The organism is Bhargavaea sp. GQ12 (genome assembly GCF_059758705.1).
On the sequence record NZ_JCAXEU010000002.1, the window covers coordinates 256,553 to 271,334 of the forward strand.

Below are 14,782 nucleotides of genomic sequence, written 5' to 3' on the forward strand. Positions count from 1 at the left end.
TATCAGGGTGAATGACGAAATTGGTTAGATGAATGACGAGACCGGACGCATGAATGACGAAATCAACATCTGCGGCTGTTAGCGATCACAGCCGCCCAAGAGGAAATTTCAGTTCATCACCAGTAATATTAGCACTCATACCAAAAGGGGGACCTGTCCAAGACAGGCCCCCCTCTTCATGTTCAGTTATGCTGTGCAACCGGCTCGATCAGGTCGAGAAGATCAGCGTGCGTGTAGCCGAGGTCTTCTGCAACTGTTTTGTAAGTCACACGGCCGGCATGTGTGTTGAAGCCTTTGCGGAGTGGTTCGTTATCGAGTGCCGCCTGCTTCCAGCCTTTGTTGGCGATCTGGAGAGCATACGGAACAGTGACGTTCGTGAGCGCCATCGTGGATGTGCGCGGTACTGCGCCAGGCATATTCGCGACGGCATAGTGAACTACTCCATGCTTTTCGTAAGTCGGAGCATCATGTGTTGTGATGCGGTCGGATGTTTCGAAGATCCCACCTTGGTCGATTGCGATATCGACTAGTACGGAGCCCGGCTGCATCGACTTGATCATCTCTTCTGTCACAAGCTTTGGCGCTTTGGCACCAGGGATCAGCACGGCACCGACGACGAGGTCTGCGTCCTTCACTGCTTCAGCGATGTTGAATGGATTCGACATGAGTGTCTGGATGTCGTTGCCGAACTGGTCATCCAGCTGGCGGAGACGCTCAGGGCTCAGGTCGATAACGGTAACTTTCGCTCCCATTCCGACTGCCACGCGGGCAGCGTTCGCGCCTGCCATGCCCCCGCCGATGACGGTGACCTTTGCGCGCTGGACGCCAGGTACGCCGGACAGGAGAATGCCCTTCCCGCCGTGGATGCGCTCCAGGAACTGAGCACCGATCTGTGTCGCCATGCGGCCTGCCACTTCGCTCATCGGAGAAAGAAGAGGCAGCGAGCGGTTCGGCAACTGGACCGTTTCATAGGCAATGGCGGTAACGTTTTTCTCGAGAAGCGCTGCAGCAAGTTCCGGTTCCGCAGCCAGGTGCAGATATGTGAACAGGATCAGGTCTTCACGGAAATAGCCGTACTCTTCCGGCAGGGGCTCCTTGACCTTCATCACCATTTCGGCTGCCCACGCATCTGCTGCAGTTTCTACGATCACCGCGCCTTCGTTGGCATACTCCTCATCGGTAAAGCCGGAACCGAGTCCCGCCCCCTTCTCGATGATCACTTCATGGCCGGCAGTAGCCAGTGTCGCTACTCCTGCAGGTGTCATCGCAACGCGGTTTTCATTGTTCTTGATCTCTTTAGGTACTCCAATTCTCATTTCCATTTCCCTCCATCATAAAGGGAGGCGGCTGCCTCCCGGTTAATTAATCCCCAACTCAATTTATTTCAACGATTCTCTTCAAAAACCTTCTTGATGACCGAAATAATAAAGTCGACATCCTGATCCGTGCAGGCAAGCGGCGGGGACAGGGTCAAGATATTGTTGTGTCCCGCAACCGTGTCACCGTTTTTACCGACGATCAGACCGTTCGCCTTGCAGTCGGCGATGATCTTGCCGATGCGCGCTGCACTTGCCGGTTCGCGGGTCTTCTTATCCTCGACCAGCTCGATACCGAGAAGGAAGCCGATCCCCCGGACTTCTCCGACGTATGGGTGCTCTTCAAGATGTGCCAGTTCTGTACGGAGACGCTCGCCGTGGCGGTCCGCGCGCTCAACGAGGCCTTCCCGCTCGATGATCTCGAGGTTCTTCAGCGCCACCGCGCATGCTGCCGGGTTGCCGCCGAATGTGTTCACATGGCGGAAATGGCTGTTATCCGCGCTGTCTTTGAAGGTCTCATAAATATCTTTGCGCACCGCGGTGACCGACAGCGGCAGGTAGGCGCTTGTGAGGCCTTTTGCCATGGTCACGATATCCGGCTTCACGCCGAAGTTCTGGTGGCCGAACTTCTTGCCGGTGCGGCCGAATCCGCAGATGACCTCATCGATGATCAGGAGGACGCCGTGCTTATTGCAGATCTCCTGTACCTTCTCCAGGTAGACCGGATGCGGGATGAGGATGCCGCCGCCTGTGATGAGCGGTTCCATGATGACCCCTGCAACCGTTTCTTCCTGTTCCCAGACAATTTTCTGCTCGAGCTCTTCCGCACGCATGATGTTGTAGTCCTCTACACTCATGCCTTCCGGACGGCGGTAGTTATCCGGCGGAGCCACGTGCAGGAAGCCTGGCGCAAGCGGCTCATACTTGTACTTGCGGAGCGACTGCCCGGTTGCGGCAAGTGCACCCATCGAGCTGCCGTGGTAGGCGCGGTAACGGCTGATGAACTTGTAGCGCGAGGCATTCCCCTGTTGCTGGTGGTACTGTCGGGCGATCTTGAACGCCACTTCGTTCGCATCGGACCCGCTGTTGGAATAAAAGATCATGTAGTCGTCCTCGAGCCATTCGTTCAGCTTGGCTGCGAGCTCGATCGCCGGCTCATGGCTCTGCGTCATCGGCACGTAGCACAATTCCTTCATCTGCTCGTAGGCCGCTTGCGCCAGCTCCTCGCGTCCGTAGCCAACATTGACGCACCAGAGACCGGACATGCCGTCCAGGTAGCGGTTCCCCTCATGATCCGTCACCCAGGCGCCTTCCCCTTTTGCCCAGATCATCGGCGGGCTTTTCTCCACATACGGAGAGATATGATGCCAGACGTTCTGCCGGTCCTTCTCGACGAGCGTTTGGGCTTCCGTTTTTACAACGGTCATCGTGCTATCCCCTTTCGGATGAATTCGTTTTAAAAGTCAGCCGCCTCGGGGGCGGCTGCTTGTTGGTGTTTCGTGGACGCTGCTTGGTCTTTCGTTATCCCCCATCGGTCTTTCATTAACCCCCGTTGGTGTTTCGTTGAACCTTATTCGTCTTGCGGGTCTGAACAGGCCCGTTCCGCTTTTCTATTGTCCAGCTGCACGGGCCAGACCCTCGGGGTCATAAGCCGGCCTGCTTTGCGGGTCAGGACCCGCTCCGCATTCCGTCTTATGCCTGTCGGGTCTGAACAGGCCCGCTACGCTTTTCTATTGTCCAGCTCTGTGCGGCAGCCTCTCGGGTCATAAGTGGTCCCGCTCCGTGAAGCAGGCTTCACTGCGCAGTCCCCCATATGCCTTTCGCGGCTGACCAGCCGCACTACGCTTTTCTATTGTCCAGCTGCACGGGCCAGACCCTCGGGGTCATAAGCCGGCCTGCTTTGCGGGTCAGGACCCGCTCCGCATTCCGTCTTATGCCTGTCGGGTCTGAACAGGCCCGTTCCGCTTTTCTATCAGTGACGCTGAGTGAGCATTTTCTTCCTTGTATAGAACTCGATGCCGTCTTTGCCGTTGGCGTGGAGGTCTCCGTAGAAGGACTTCTTGTAGCCCGAGAACGGGAAGAAGGCCATCGGGGCCGGGACGCCGAGGTTGACACCGAGCATGCCGGCATCGATGTCGTCGCGGAATTCGCGGATTGCCGATGCGCTGTCGGTGTACAGGCAGGCGCCGTTTGCAAAGTCCGACGCGTTCGCGAACTCAATTGCTTCCGTGAGTGTTTCAACGCGGACAACCGACAGGACCGGTGCGAAGATCTCGTCTTTCCAGATTTTCATTTCCTGAGTGACGTCATCAAAGATCGTCGGTCCGACGAAGTAGCCGCCTTCCGAGCGGGATTTGTCGTTGCGGCCATCACGGACGAGTTTCGCGCCTTCTTCCACACCGGATTCGATGTAGCCGATTGTCCGGTCCTTGTGGGCCGGACGGATGACCGGGCCGAGGAATACATCGTCTTCAAGTCCGTTGCCGATCGTGATGTCGTCCGCAGCCTGTTTGAGGCGGTCGACAAGCTTATCCGCGACGTCACCGACAGCAACCACAACCGCAGCTGCCATGCAGCGTTCGCCGGCCGAGCCGAATGCCGCGCCCGTGATGTTCTTGACAGCGTTGTCGAGGTCAGCGTCAGGCATGACGATCGAGTGGTTTTTCGCGCCTGCCAGTGCCTGGACGCGCTTGCCGTGAGCCGTGCCTGTCTTGTAGACATATTCCGCGACCGGCTGGGAGCCGACAAAGGAAATCGCCGGAACGTCTTTGTGCTCGAGAAGGCCGTTGACGATGTCGTGTGCCCCGTGGACGATGTTGAACACACCGTCCGGAAGGCCCGCTTCCTTCAGAAGATCCGCCAGGCGGTTTGCCAAAAGCGGTGTGCGTTCGGACGGCTTGAGGATGAAGGTGTTCCCCGCGACGATCGCGAGCGGGAACATCCATGCCGGCACCATCATCGGGAAGTTGAACGGCGTGATGCCGCCGATGACACCGATCGGATAGCGGTACATGCCGGATTCCATGTTCTTCGAAATGTCAGGAAGCTGCTGGCCCATCATGAGGGACGGCGCGCCCGCTGCGAACTCGACACACTCGATGCCGCGCAGCACTTCGCCGTGCGCTTCCGTGAAGCTTTTGCCGTTTTCGATCGTGACGAGGCGTGCGAGCTCATCCCAGTTCTCGACAAGCAGTTGCTGGAACTTGAACATAACCCGTGCACGCTGCGGCACCGGCGTCTTCTTCCAGGTCTTGAATGCCTCTTTCGCCACGGCTACAGCCTTGTCGAGATCTTCCTTTGTGGAAATCGGGACTTCGGCGATGATCTCCCCCGTTGCCGGGTTCGGAACTTCCTCATATTTCTCGGTAGTCGATTTGACCCATTGTCCACCAATGTAGTTTGAAAGCGTTTGCGTTTTTACGGTTGCTGTTTCCATGGATAACTCCTCCTTATAGGTAAATCACCATATTGACGGGTCGAACTGTTCACTTCATAATCTACTGTACAAACTATCAGAATGTTTGTCATTTGACAATGTGTCAAATAGACCGGTGAACAGATTTGACGGAAGGAAGGCTGATCATGAAAGACATCGAACTGACTGTCGGGGACATTTTGCAGCGCGAGTCATTCCGTAGAGCCAAACTGGCCGCGGGGGCATCCGGCCTTTCCCGGAAGATCCGCTGGTCCCACATTCTTGAAGTCCGCGAATTTGAGGCGCTCATCAACGGCGGCGAGCTAATCCTGACGACCGGCATCAGCATGACACTCGATCTGGATACACAACTGGACTATATCCGCCGGCTGGATGAGCTGGGCGCATCCGCACTGTGCATCGAACTGGGGGACCCTTCCCGGGAGGTCGCCCCTGAAGTCATCGACCTGGCGGACAGGCGCGGCTTCCCGATCATCGTGTTCCATGAAGTGATCCGCTTTGTTGATATCACTCAGGACCTCCACACAGCCCTGATCAACCGGCATCATAAAATGATTTCCGAGCTGGACCGTCTCTCGGGACGATTTATCGAACTGTCGCTCACGTCCAACGGAATTCTGAAGATCCTTCAGGAACTTCATGAATACTTCCGGCGCGAGGCAATCTTTATCGCCGACCGGCCGGCCCCTTACTTTTATCCTTCGGAAGCGAAGGATAGCGAGGCCGCACTCCGGGCACTGGTAGATTCAGAAGGCGGACTGGAAGCGTGCGGGCGCTACGTGGATACATCCGCCGGGCGCTACGCCTCTGTTCCCGTACGGGGCCCAGGACAAGTATGGGGCCGCCTTTTCCTCGGCATGGACGAACTGCTACAGGATGATTTCTACTTCCTGATCCTGGACCGCGCGGGCCTTGCCATCTCACAGGTGCTCCTGCGCAACCGGACGGTCGAGGAACGGAAGCAGAACCTGGAGGACAAGGTTGTCCGCGACCTCATCACCGGCCGGCGGGCGGATCCGGACACGGTCAGAACCGTTCTTCCGGCGCGAGGCAGGAATATGTACTACCGGGTATTCAGCATACGCATGCCGGAAAACCCGCCTTTCCCGTCACAGGACCTTCTTGAAGAAGAGCTTGTCCAGCGGGCACTGCTGATCCGCAGCCTGTTCCAGCGGCACGGCTTTTTCCCCGCGATCACGTCCGGTGAAAACGAGATGGTCGTGATCGCCTTCTTTATCTCAGAGGAGCAGCAGAGCCGTTCGGCCAGCCGGTTCCAGCCATTGATCCGGGACTTCCGGAATTTGCAGCCCCAGCAGTTCGAAGGGAGCCGCTTCGGCATCGGAAAGACGTACCAGGACATCTCGGACATCCGCAAGGCCTACCGCGAGAGTGAGGACGTCATCCGCCTCCAGGATGAAGGCATCACGGAATCGGAGTTCTATGAAGGACTCGGCATCCACCGCCTGCTGCTGTTGCTGAAGCGGAGCGGAGAACTCGAGACCTATGTGGACGACTACCTGGGAGCTTTGCTTGAGCATGACGCCCGCCATGACAGCCGCCTGTTCGAGACGCTGGTCGTCTATCTGGAATGCGGCGGCGTCAAGAAAGAGGCGTCGGAGCGCCTGTTCATCGTCCGCCAGACCCTCTATCACCGGATCGGCAAGCTCGAGGCGCTGCTCGGCAACAACTTCATGGACCCGGCCAACCGGCTCGCGCTTGAAGTGGCGATACAGGCATACCGGATGCTGGAACGGAACGAAACGGAGAAGCCGCTGGCGGTTCATTGAGTGAGGATGATATGTGCGCCGGGCTTCCTGGCGCGCATTTTTACATTTCGTCACCTGCTCCGCCTAAGTGTTTGACGTCTTGTCTATTCCTTCAGCACTCCAGCTTTACTATGATAAAGAGAAGTCAGTATCTTCAAGCAATATTTGAAAGCGCTTCCTGTAAGCGCTTTATTTAGAAAGGGGAATTTTAAATGACCTTACAGAACCAGACAGAACCCGGCGCCCCGCAGTCGGGCATGAAATCAGACCTGAAAACCCGCCACATTACGATGATCTCCATCGCCGGGGTGATCGGTGCGGGACTCTTTATCGGGAGCGGGGCGGTCATCAACTCCGTCGGCCCGGGCGCCATCCTTTCCTATGCATTTGCCGGCCTCATTGTTGTCCTCGTCATGAGGATGCTCGGTGAGATGGCTGCCGCATATCCGACGAGCGGCTCGTTCTCGACCTACGCGAATGAAGCCATCGGACCGTGGGCAGGATTCACGATCGGCTGGCTTTACTGGTTTTTCTGGGTCGTCGTTATCGCCATCGAGGCGCTTGCCGGCGCGGCCATCATCCAATACTGGATTCCGGACTTCCCGATCTGGCTGATGAGCCTGATCCTGACAGTCGCCCTGACTGCGACGAACCTGTTCTCCGTCAAGGCGTTCGGTGAATTCGAATACTGGTTCTCCCTCATCAAAGTCGTCGCCATCACGCTGTTCCTCGTCCTTGGCGTTGCTGTCCTGTTCGGATGGTACCCGGGAATCGGGGCTCCGGGTACAGTCAATCTCCTCGGGGAAGGCGGATTTATGCCATCCGGCTTCGGCGCGATCATGCTCGGAATTACCGTTGTCATCTTCTCGTTCATGGGGACCGAAATCGTCGCCATCGCTGCCGGTGAATCGGAAAACCCGGTCAAGTCGGTCCGTACGGCGACCAACAGTGTCGTCTGGCGGATCCTTATCTTCTATATCGGTTCGATCGCAGTTGTCGTCACTCTCTTGCCATGGAACTCAGCGAACATCCTTGTCAGCCCGTTCGTCGCCGTGCTTGACCATATCGGCATTCCTGCGGCCGCCCAGATCATGAACTTCGTCGTCCTGACCGCGGTGCTCAGCTGCCTGAACTCGGCTCTCTATGCAAACTCCCGGATGCTGTTCGGGATGGCCAAAAAGGGAGATGCACCGAAATTCTTCCTGAAGCTCAGCAAAAAAGGCGTACCAACGCGGGCAATTCTGTTCAGCACCGTATTCTCTTATGTTGCGTGTATCCTGAACTTCATCTCGCCGGATAAGGTGTTCCTTTTCCTGATCAACTCATCCGGTGCGGTCGCCCTTCTCGTCTACCTGATCATCAGCATCTCGCAATTGCGCATGCGGAAGCGGCTCGAGCAGGAACGCGGCCACCTGCCTGTCAAGATGTGGCTGTTCCCTTACCTGACGTATGCGACGATCATAGCAGTTGCAGGCATCTACCTGGCAATGTTCTTTATCCCTTCGATGCAGATCCAGGTCATCCTGACCACACTCGTCGCGCTGGGTGTTGTCGGCATCTACTTCGTGTTCTATCGCAGGAAGCAGGAGGCAACAGGGCTCGGACAGGCTCCGGCTCATGTGCAGCGATCGCCAAAATAAAACTGAAGATCATCAACGAACCCCCTGCGGATCAATGTCCGCAGGGGGTTTTAGAATTAGGGGGGAAACTCGTCGCTAATTGGTAGGGATTCGTGTCCCTGTTGATGTTGACCCGGGTACCCCTTGGTAGGGATTCATCAAAAAAACGGCCGGAATCCAGTCCGGCCGCTCCGCTTCCCTATTGATACCCCAAGTGGCCGCCAACCTGCATCTGGATGCCGCCGCTGCCTGTCGGGTATTCACGACTCCGTCTTTTCCCTGTTCAGGAACCGCAGTGCCGCCTCCCGGTAGATCGCAGTCGTCTCGGCAAGTTCCTCGATATCGACGTACTCGTCGATCTGATGCGGGATGTCCCGGTCACCGGCGCCGATCGTCACGATCGGGACACCGTGAACGTGGAGGAAAGTGCCGTCAGTCGCGCCCGGCACACCGTTGTAGACCGGTTCTTTACCCGTCACATGCTGCACCGCGTCATAGATTGCCCGGACGACCGGCTCATCCTTGGATGTCTCTGTTGCCGGACGGTCATCGAGAATGGTCAGTTCGCAGTTAAAGTCAGGGTCTTCCGCCTTCAGCTTTCCGATAATGGCATCGATTTTACCACGGAGCTCTTCGTGATCCTGCGCCGGCACGGTCCGGATATCGAGCGTCGTCCGGCAGTGGTCCGGGATGACGTTGATCTGCGCATCTCCCTTGACCGGTGCCTGAAGGATGGTCGGAGTGATCGACGGCCATTTCAGGTACGGGTCCTCTCCAAGGCGTTCCTGCTCCTCTTTCTCCAGCTTTTCGAGTTCGACGATCAGGCGGGCCATCCGCCAGTTTGGGTTGATGCCGCTCCAGGAAATTGCACCGTGGGCCATCTTGCCGTACATGTCGACCTGGATGCGCATCGCGCCGCGTTGGGCGATGCAGACGTTGTTTTCCTCCGGCTCACAGATGATGGCGCCGTCCACACCGTCCGCCCAGCCCTTTTCAATAAAGTCCTTGATGCCGATCATCATGCCTTCCTCGTCGCACGGAATGCAAAGGATGATCTTTCCGCGGAACTCCTCTCCGTCCTGGAGAAGCGAGTGGACTGCGGTAATCATGCAGGCCAGGTTGCCCTTCGTGTCATTCGTGCCCCGTCCGTACATGCGACCGTCGATGATTTCCGCTCCGAACGGGTCATATGTCCAAGCTTCCCGGTTTCCTTCCGTCACGACATCGGTGTGCCCTTCAAACAGCAGTGTCGGACCCGGCTTGCCGGAGTCCACGATCCCAATGACGTTGGGCCTTCCGGGAACAACTTCTTCGACGTATGTCTCGATGGCATAACCGCGGAGTACATCCGCCACGTAGTTCGCGACCTTTTCTTCATTTCCGCCAGGAATGCCTTCGCCACGGTAGACGCTTTCGATCCGGACGAGCTCTTGTGTCAGGCGGATGACCGCCTCGCGGTCCCTCAGGTAAGTTACGCTTTTCATATCGGTCGTCATGCAATCTCCCCTTTTCTGATGCGCTCATAGTTATAGGCTTCCTGCTTCATGATCAGGCTGAAGACGATAAAGGCGACAAGTGACAGGAGAACCGGCAGCGTGACCGTGTGCACGCCGAACAGATTGCCGTTGGCTTCGTTATAAAAGTGGATCGCGATGTAACTGCCGATGCCTGTGATCATCGACGCGATGGCCCCGTACTTGTTGGCATATTTCCAGTAAAGCCCCAGAACAATCGGCCAGATAAACGCCGCTTCAAGACCGCCGAATGCGAACAGGTTCAGGAAGATGAGCAGATCGGGCGGGTCAAGCGCCAGGATGTAGACAATGATACCGAGAACGGCGGTCACACCGAAGCTGGCCCGCTTGATCGCCTTGATGCTGGCGTCAGGCTTGATGTAGTTGAGGTAGACGTCCTTTACGACAGTCGAGGAGACGAGAATCAAAAGTGAGTCGACCGTGGACATGATGGCCGCCATCGGAGCGGCAAGCACGATCCCTGCCAGCCAGGCCGGCAGCACTTCCATCGAGATCAGCGGAATGACCTTATCTCCTACATCGATGCCCGGAAGGATAGGCCGTGCAAACACACCGATCAGGTGCATGTTCAGCATGATCACTCCGGTGACGACCGTACCGATGATCAGCGCGCGGTGCAAGGACTTGGAGCTTTTGTAGGACATGGAGCGGACTGCAATCTGAGGAAGTCCAACAACACCGACACCGACCAGGATCCAGAATGAAGATACGTATGCTTTACCGAGATTTCCGTCTGCCCCGAACGGTGTGACCAGATTTGGATTTTCCGAAACGAGATCATTGATGATGTTCGTGACACCGCCGCCGGCAAGGATAACTCCCGCAAGCAGGATGAACGTGCCGACGACCATGACAGCCCCCTGCACCGCATCTGTCACAGCGACCGCGCGGAACCCGCCGATGGTCACGTAGACAAGTACCGATACCGCAAAGATGAAGAGCGCTGTATGGTAGCTCATCCCTGTCAGCGACTCGACCAGGCGTGCCCCGCCGATCCACTGGGCCGCCATGGCCGAGAACAGGAAGATGATGATGGCAGCCGCGGAAAGGATGACGACCGGCCCGCTGTTATAGCGAGCTTTCAGGAAATCGACGAGTGTGAGCGCCTGATACCTGCGCGCCATAATTGCGAATTTCTTCCCCAGAATCATCAGGACAAAATAACCCGTAACCACTTGCGACATGGCCAACAGCACCCAGCCGAAGCCCATCGTGTAGGCTGTGCCCGGCCCGCCAAGGAAACTTGATGCACTGCCATAGGTCGCTACCATCGTCATCGCGAGGACAAAGCCGCCGAGTTCACGGCCGCCCAGGAAGTAATCCTGCAGGAAGTCCCCGCCTGAAACCTTGGCTCCCTTCCGGCTGGACCAGATTCCGATGAAGAAAATGATAACCAGGAAAACGAGGAGCGGAATGATGACTTCCCAATTCATCGCAATTCCTCCTCTTCCTCAAACGGAACTTCTTTAAAGAACACTTTTACGACGAAAATGACTAGTGCCGTGATCAGGAGGAATCCGACCACGCAACTGTAGAAGAACCAGTCCGGCATGCCCAATATGTATGAATACTCCTCCACCGGCCTCGACCCCATCCCGTAGGCGAATCCGAACCACCATACGAAATTAAGCAGCGCAAGTCCGCAGCCGATCAGTGCCTCACGGTTGGCGACTTTAAATCGCCAGTCTGTCCTATCTTTTTTCTCCATGCTGCTCCCCCTTCCCCCAATCCTCTTTGTCCCCAGCCGGATTGGACCTTGTATGTTGATTCTACTGAATTCTCCTCCCCATTAACAAGAAACTTCTGCTTCCCTTAAATACTATAGAATTGAATATTCTGATTCTCCTGACTATGTGTCGAAAAATCCCGACCTTCATTTAACATTGTGTCCAGATGGGAGTCGGCAACCGGAAAATATTGCTTTGTAGCAGGAAACAGCAAAATTATACAAAGTATGCTATAATGATAGTGGACAACCTGTCTGGAGGGTCGGCAATCTCGCCGCCCCCGCACACGCGCTTGGGATCAGACCCGGGCTTTTTCTTTTTTATCGAGAATTTCAAAGGGGTGAATGAGGATGGCTTTTCCTGCCAAGCAGAAGGAGCAGTCGCCGTTTGTCGCGGCACGTAAAGTGGGCGAGGTAATTTCTTTCGTCCGCAATGACCATGAGGTGATCGGGAAGATCGAAAAAATCCTCGAAAACTCGGTCATCGTGCAGATCACGAAAGATGACGCCGAAGCGATTGGTGTGCCGTCCGACCGCACCGTCGTGTCGCACAAGAACTATCACGTCTTTGAGTAAGCTTACAGAAAAACAGCGCGCCGCTGCCCGTAACGGGCAAGCGGCGCGCTGTTTTTGTTTCAGCCGAACATAGCTACATAGGCGTAGACAACTCCCGCCAGTACGACTGAACCGATCAGACAGGCGGCGAACGGCCTGAATCCGGCTTTCCGGAACGCCTGGAAGCTTACACCGAGGCCGATGCCCGCCATCGCCATTGCCAGCAGGAGATAGGCGAGGTCGACAATTCGCGAGGCGACGGCTTCCGGTACGATTCCTGTCGTATTAATCGTGCTGACGGCGAGGAAGCCGACGATAAACCACGGAATGGGAAGCTCGCGGAACGTCAGACGGCTTCCCTGTTTCCCTTCCTTCCGCATCTTGCGGGCGGCATAAATGCCGATGCCCGCGGCGACAAAGACGAGAAGGACGACACGGGTCAGCTTGACGACGAGTGCATAGTCGAGCGCTTCTGCGCCCGCCGCGTCCCCGGCAGCGACGACGTTTGCAATCTCATGCAGCGAGCCTCCGGCAAACAGGCCGTACTGCTTTTCCGTCAGGCCCATGGCCGGGTGCAGGAGCGCATAGGCGAATGTGAACAGCGTCCCCACGATTGAAATGATCGCTACGCTCACCGCGGTCTCCTCCGGCTTGGACTTGACCTGAGAAGAAACCGCGCCAATCGCGGCCGCTCCGCAGATGCCTGTGCCGGCAGCGGTGAGGAAACCGATCGACGGATCGGACTTCAGGAGCTTTGCCGCACCCCAGACCGCGCCGATTCCAACAGCCACACTGATTGCCGCGAGCCCGAAAGCGGTCCAGCCGGCCTCCGCAAGATCTCCGAGGTGCAGCCGCATCCCAAGCAGGATAATACCCGCCCGGAGCAATTTTTTCGACGCAAATTTAAGTCCGGAACCCCATTCGTCCCTCACGGGGAGAAATGTATTCCAGAGCATGCCGAGCAGGATCGCAAACACAAGCGGCCCGATCAGCGAAATATAAGGGAGTCCGGCCGCAAGCTCCGCGATGACCGCAAGCAGGAGCGTCAGGCCGATTCCCGTCCAGAATCCTTTATTCATCAATGGTGCCCCTTTCCTTACGTCCATTATAGGCTTCAGGCGTCAATCATTAAAATGAATCTTTATAATAGAATCAATCAGAAAAAGTAATGGAAGGGGTATGGATATGCTTCTGGAACAACTGAAGACTTTCACGGAAGTGGCAGAGCGCAAGAATTTCACGAAAGCCGGAGAGGCCCTGAATCTTGCCCAGCCGACAGTAAGCCTGCACATTCGGCAGCTGGAAGAAGAATTCGGCACGCCGCTTTTTATCCGGTCAAGAAAGCAGTTCAGCATCACGCCGGCAGGACGGCTGCTTTATGAAAAAGCCAGACAATTGCTGGCGCTTGCCGAGGAAACAAAGGAAGACATGATGCGGCAGAGCGGCGAGCTCACCGGCACGCTGACGGTCGCTGCCAGCTACACAATCGGCGAATACGTCCTTCCCCGCCTGCTGGAAAATCTGCTCGCCGCCCATCCAAAGCTTGAAGTCACCATCTCCATCAGCAATACCGAGGAGGTCGAGGCCAAAGTGCGCGAGTTCCGGTGCGATATCGGCTGCATCGAGGGCACCGTCCGGCTCGACGGTCTCACCGCCGTTCCGTTCATGGAGGACGAACTGATTGTCGTCTGCGGCACCTGCCATCCGCTTGCCCGCATGGCAGACGTCTCTCCTGAAGAGCTCCAGCAGGCACGCTGGATCACCCGCGAGGAAGGGTCCGGGACGCGGGAGCACACCGACCACCTTCTCCGCTCCCTCGGACATGTAAAACCGGCACGCATGATCATCGGATCGAACGGCGGTGTCATCCAGGCGGTCGTCGCGGGACTCGGCATCGCTGCGATTTCCGTCCATGCCGCCAAGGACGGCATCGAGACCGGACAGCTCGTGCAGCTGGACGCCCACCTCCCGCCCCAAAAGCGGACGTTCTCCATTCTGCATGCTCCGGCGATGGCTGGCCACGCAGCGGTATCCGCGTTTCTGAAGACGGTCGCCGGGAGGAAATAAAGGGGTGTCCGGCGAATCGGACAGATATCAAAGGAGGCCATCCATGAACCGTTACCTGCTTCCCCTGCTGATCGCCGTAATCGGTATCGTCTATATCTTCTTTATCCCGCCGGAGCCTGTCGGTTTCAAAATCCTGATGAAGCTGATCCCGATGGCACTCATAATCCTTTTCGCCGTCAAGCAGCCCGACCGGATGCCGGCCGGCTACAAATGGGTAGCCACCACCGGCCTGGCCGTCTGCATGGTTGCGGACGGTGTCATCTACTGGTTTATCGCCGGGCTCGTCACGTTCCTTATCGGTCATCTGTTTTACATCGCCGCGTTCCGGCGTGCCGCCGTGCGGCAGATGCCAAAGGCCGCGGGCAGCGCACTGGTCCTCTATGGCCTGGTCATGGCCGGCATCGTCGCGGGGCCGCTTCTTCTGGGCGGAGACCTGCTCGGCCTGGCAGTTATCGCCTATATCGTTGTCATTTTGACGATGGGCTGGACGGCGATCAGAACCGGGAACGCATACGCCATCGCAGGCGCCCTGCTGTTCATCTTCTCCGATTCGGTGCTCGCAATCGACCGCTTCACCATCCCGCTCGCCGGCCGTGACGCGCTCGTCATGGTGCCCTACTATGCCGCGCAATTCCTGATTGCCGCAAGCATCGCCCGGCGTCCTGCCAAGAAACTGGCCGCTCAGGATCATGAACGTGCGCTAGCCTAATGTCATCCCGGAAGCCGAATGTGTAATCTCACCGGGGCATCATGATCTTTTCC

Annotated in this window: 12 protein-coding genes; 5 read left to right on the top strand and 7 right to left on the bottom strand. The window is 56.9% G+C overall.

All coding sequences use genetic code 11. The features are described 5' to 3' along the window. Nucleotides 1-182 precede the first annotated feature (182 nt). From ald to AC6CHQ_RS03035, 3 genes are all read right to left on the bottom strand, one after another. Nucleotides 183-1,316 (bottom strand): alanine dehydrogenase, encoded by a 1,134-nt coding sequence (ald, locus tag AC6CHQ_RS03025; RefSeq protein ID WP_424237062.1) that lies wholly within the window; start codon nt 1,314-1,316, stop codon nt 183-185. 68 nt (nt 1,317-1,384) lie between these two features. After that, nucleotides 1,385-2,743, bottom strand: coding sequence for an aspartate aminotransferase family protein (locus tag AC6CHQ_RS03030; RefSeq protein ID WP_424237063.1), 1,359 nt, complete (start codon nt 2,741-2,743; stop codon nt 1,385-1,387). Between the two features lie 545 nt (nt 2,744-3,288). Beyond that, nucleotides 3,289-4,752 carry a CoA-acylating methylmalonate-semialdehyde dehydrogenase gene (locus AC6CHQ_RS03035; protein WP_251239864.1) on the bottom strand — a complete coding sequence of 488 codons (1,464 nt, stop codon included), beginning with the start codon at nt 4,750-4,752 and terminating at the stop codon, nt 3,289-3,291. A 146-nt stretch (nt 4,753-4,898) separates the two neighbouring features. On the opposite strand from AC6CHQ_RS03035, the gene AC6CHQ_RS03040 reads away from it, so the two are divergent. Next, nucleotides 4,899-6,539, top strand: a complete 1,641-nt coding sequence (locus AC6CHQ_RS03040) for a PucR family transcriptional regulator (protein WP_498080860.1) — start codon at nt 4,899-4,901, stop codon at nt 6,537-6,539. A 191-nt stretch (nt 6,540-6,730) separates the two neighbouring features. Then, the gene (locus tag AC6CHQ_RS03045; protein ID WP_498080861.1) at nt 6,731-8,158 is read left to right on the top strand and encodes an amino acid permease; all 1,428 of its coding nucleotides are present in this window, start codon (nt 6,731-6,733) and stop codon (nt 8,156-8,158) included. A gap of 239 nt (nt 8,159-8,397) precedes the next feature. Here the strand turns inward: AC6CHQ_RS03045 and AC6CHQ_RS03050 are convergent, their stop codons facing one another. From AC6CHQ_RS03050 to AC6CHQ_RS03060, 3 genes are read right to left on the bottom strand one after another with little or no spacing between them, the layout of a single operon-like run. Continuing rightward, the gene (locus tag AC6CHQ_RS03050) at nt 8,398-9,633 is read right to left on the bottom strand and encodes a M20 family metallopeptidase (RefSeq protein WP_251239856.1); all 1,236 of its coding nucleotides are present in this window, start codon (nt 9,631-9,633) and stop codon (nt 8,398-8,400) included. Further along, a complete protein-coding gene (gene panF / locus AC6CHQ_RS03055; protein ID WP_251239855.1) occupies nt 9,630-11,105 on the bottom strand; it encodes a sodium/pantothenate symporter in 1,476 nt (491 codons plus the stop codon). The genes AC6CHQ_RS03050 and panF overlap by 4 nt, the downstream gene beginning before the upstream one ends. Beyond that, the gene (locus AC6CHQ_RS03060) at nt 11,102-11,380 is read right to left on the bottom strand and encodes a YhdT family protein (RefSeq protein WP_251239854.1); all 279 of its coding nucleotides are present in this window, start codon (nt 11,378-11,380) and stop codon (nt 11,102-11,104) included. Before AC6CHQ_RS03060 ends, panF begins: the two co-directional genes overlap by 4 nt. Before the next feature lie 369 nt (nt 11,381-11,749). Here AC6CHQ_RS03060 and AC6CHQ_RS03065 point away from each other — a divergent pair, with 369 nt between their 5' ends. Next, nucleotides 11,750-11,974, top strand: a complete 225-nt coding sequence (locus tag AC6CHQ_RS03065; protein ID WP_092050531.1) for a DUF2187 family protein — start codon at nt 11,750-11,752, stop codon at nt 11,972-11,974. Between the two features lie 59 nt (nt 11,975-12,033). Here the strand turns inward: AC6CHQ_RS03065 and AC6CHQ_RS03070 are convergent, their stop codons facing one another. Continuing rightward, entirely contained in the window at nt 12,034-13,032 is a 999-nt protein-coding gene (locus AC6CHQ_RS03070) for a YeiH family protein (RefSeq protein WP_498080862.1), read from the bottom strand. Between the two features lie 106 nt (nt 13,033-13,138). Between AC6CHQ_RS03070 and AC6CHQ_RS03075 the strand changes: the two genes are divergently transcribed. Both AC6CHQ_RS03075 and AC6CHQ_RS03080 read left to right on the top strand, forming a co-directional pair. Then, nucleotides 13,139-14,020, top strand: coding sequence for a LysR substrate-binding domain-containing protein (locus AC6CHQ_RS03075; protein WP_498080863.1), 882 nt, complete (start codon nt 13,139-13,141; stop codon nt 14,018-14,020). 43 nt (nt 14,021-14,063) lie between these two features. Continuing rightward, nucleotides 14,064-14,729 carry a lysoplasmalogenase gene (locus AC6CHQ_RS03080; protein ID WP_498080864.1) on the top strand — a complete coding sequence of 222 codons (666 nt, stop codon included), beginning with the start codon at nt 14,064-14,066 and terminating at the stop codon, nt 14,727-14,729. Nucleotides 14,730-14,782: the final 53 nt, after the last annotated feature.

Excerpts from the sequence above, each read along its gene's own strand:
- AC6CHQ_RS03035 (WP_251239864.1), bottom strand. The coding sequence starts at position 4,752 with ATGGAAACAGCAACCGTAAAAACGCAAACGCTTTCAAACTACATTGGT.
- AC6CHQ_RS03040 (WP_498080860.1), top strand. The coding sequence starts at position 4,899 with ATGAAAGACATCGAACTGACTGTCGGGGACATTTTGCAGCGCGAGTCA.
- AC6CHQ_RS03075 (WP_498080863.1), top strand. The coding sequence starts at position 13,139 with ATGCTTCTGGAACAACTGAAGACTTTCACGGAAGTGGCAGAGCGCAAG.
- AC6CHQ_RS03070 (WP_498080862.1), bottom strand. The coding sequence starts at position 13,032 with ATGAATAAAGGATTCTGGACGGGAATCGGCCTGACGCTCCTGCTTGCG.
- AC6CHQ_RS03060 (WP_251239854.1), bottom strand. The coding sequence starts at position 11,380 with ATGGAGAAAAAAGATAGGACAGACTGGCGATTTAAAGTCGCCAACCGT.
- AC6CHQ_RS03065 (WP_092050531.1), top strand. The coding sequence starts at position 11,750 with ATGGCTTTTCCTGCCAAGCAGAAGGAGCAGTCGCCGTTTGTCGCGGCA.
- ald (WP_424237062.1), bottom strand. The coding sequence starts at position 1,316 with ATGAGAATTGGAGTACCTAAAGAGATCAAGAACAATGAAAACCGCGTT.
- AC6CHQ_RS03045 (WP_498080861.1), top strand. The coding sequence starts at position 6,731 with ATGACCTTACAGAACCAGACAGAACCCGGCGCCCCGCAGTCGGGCATG.
- AC6CHQ_RS03080 (WP_498080864.1), top strand. The coding sequence starts at position 14,064 with ATGAACCGTTACCTGCTTCCCCTGCTGATCGCCGTAATCGGTATCGTC.
- AC6CHQ_RS03050 (WP_251239856.1), bottom strand. The coding sequence starts at position 9,633 with ATGACGACCGATATGAAAAGCGTAACTTACCTGAGGGACCGCGAGGCG.
- panF (WP_251239855.1), bottom strand. The coding sequence starts at position 11,105 with ATGAATTGGGAAGTCATCATTCCGCTCCTCGTTTTCCTGGTTATCATT.
- AC6CHQ_RS03030 (WP_424237063.1), bottom strand. The coding sequence starts at position 2,743 with ATGACCGTTGTAAAAACGGAAGCCCAAACGCTCGTCGAGAAGGACCGG.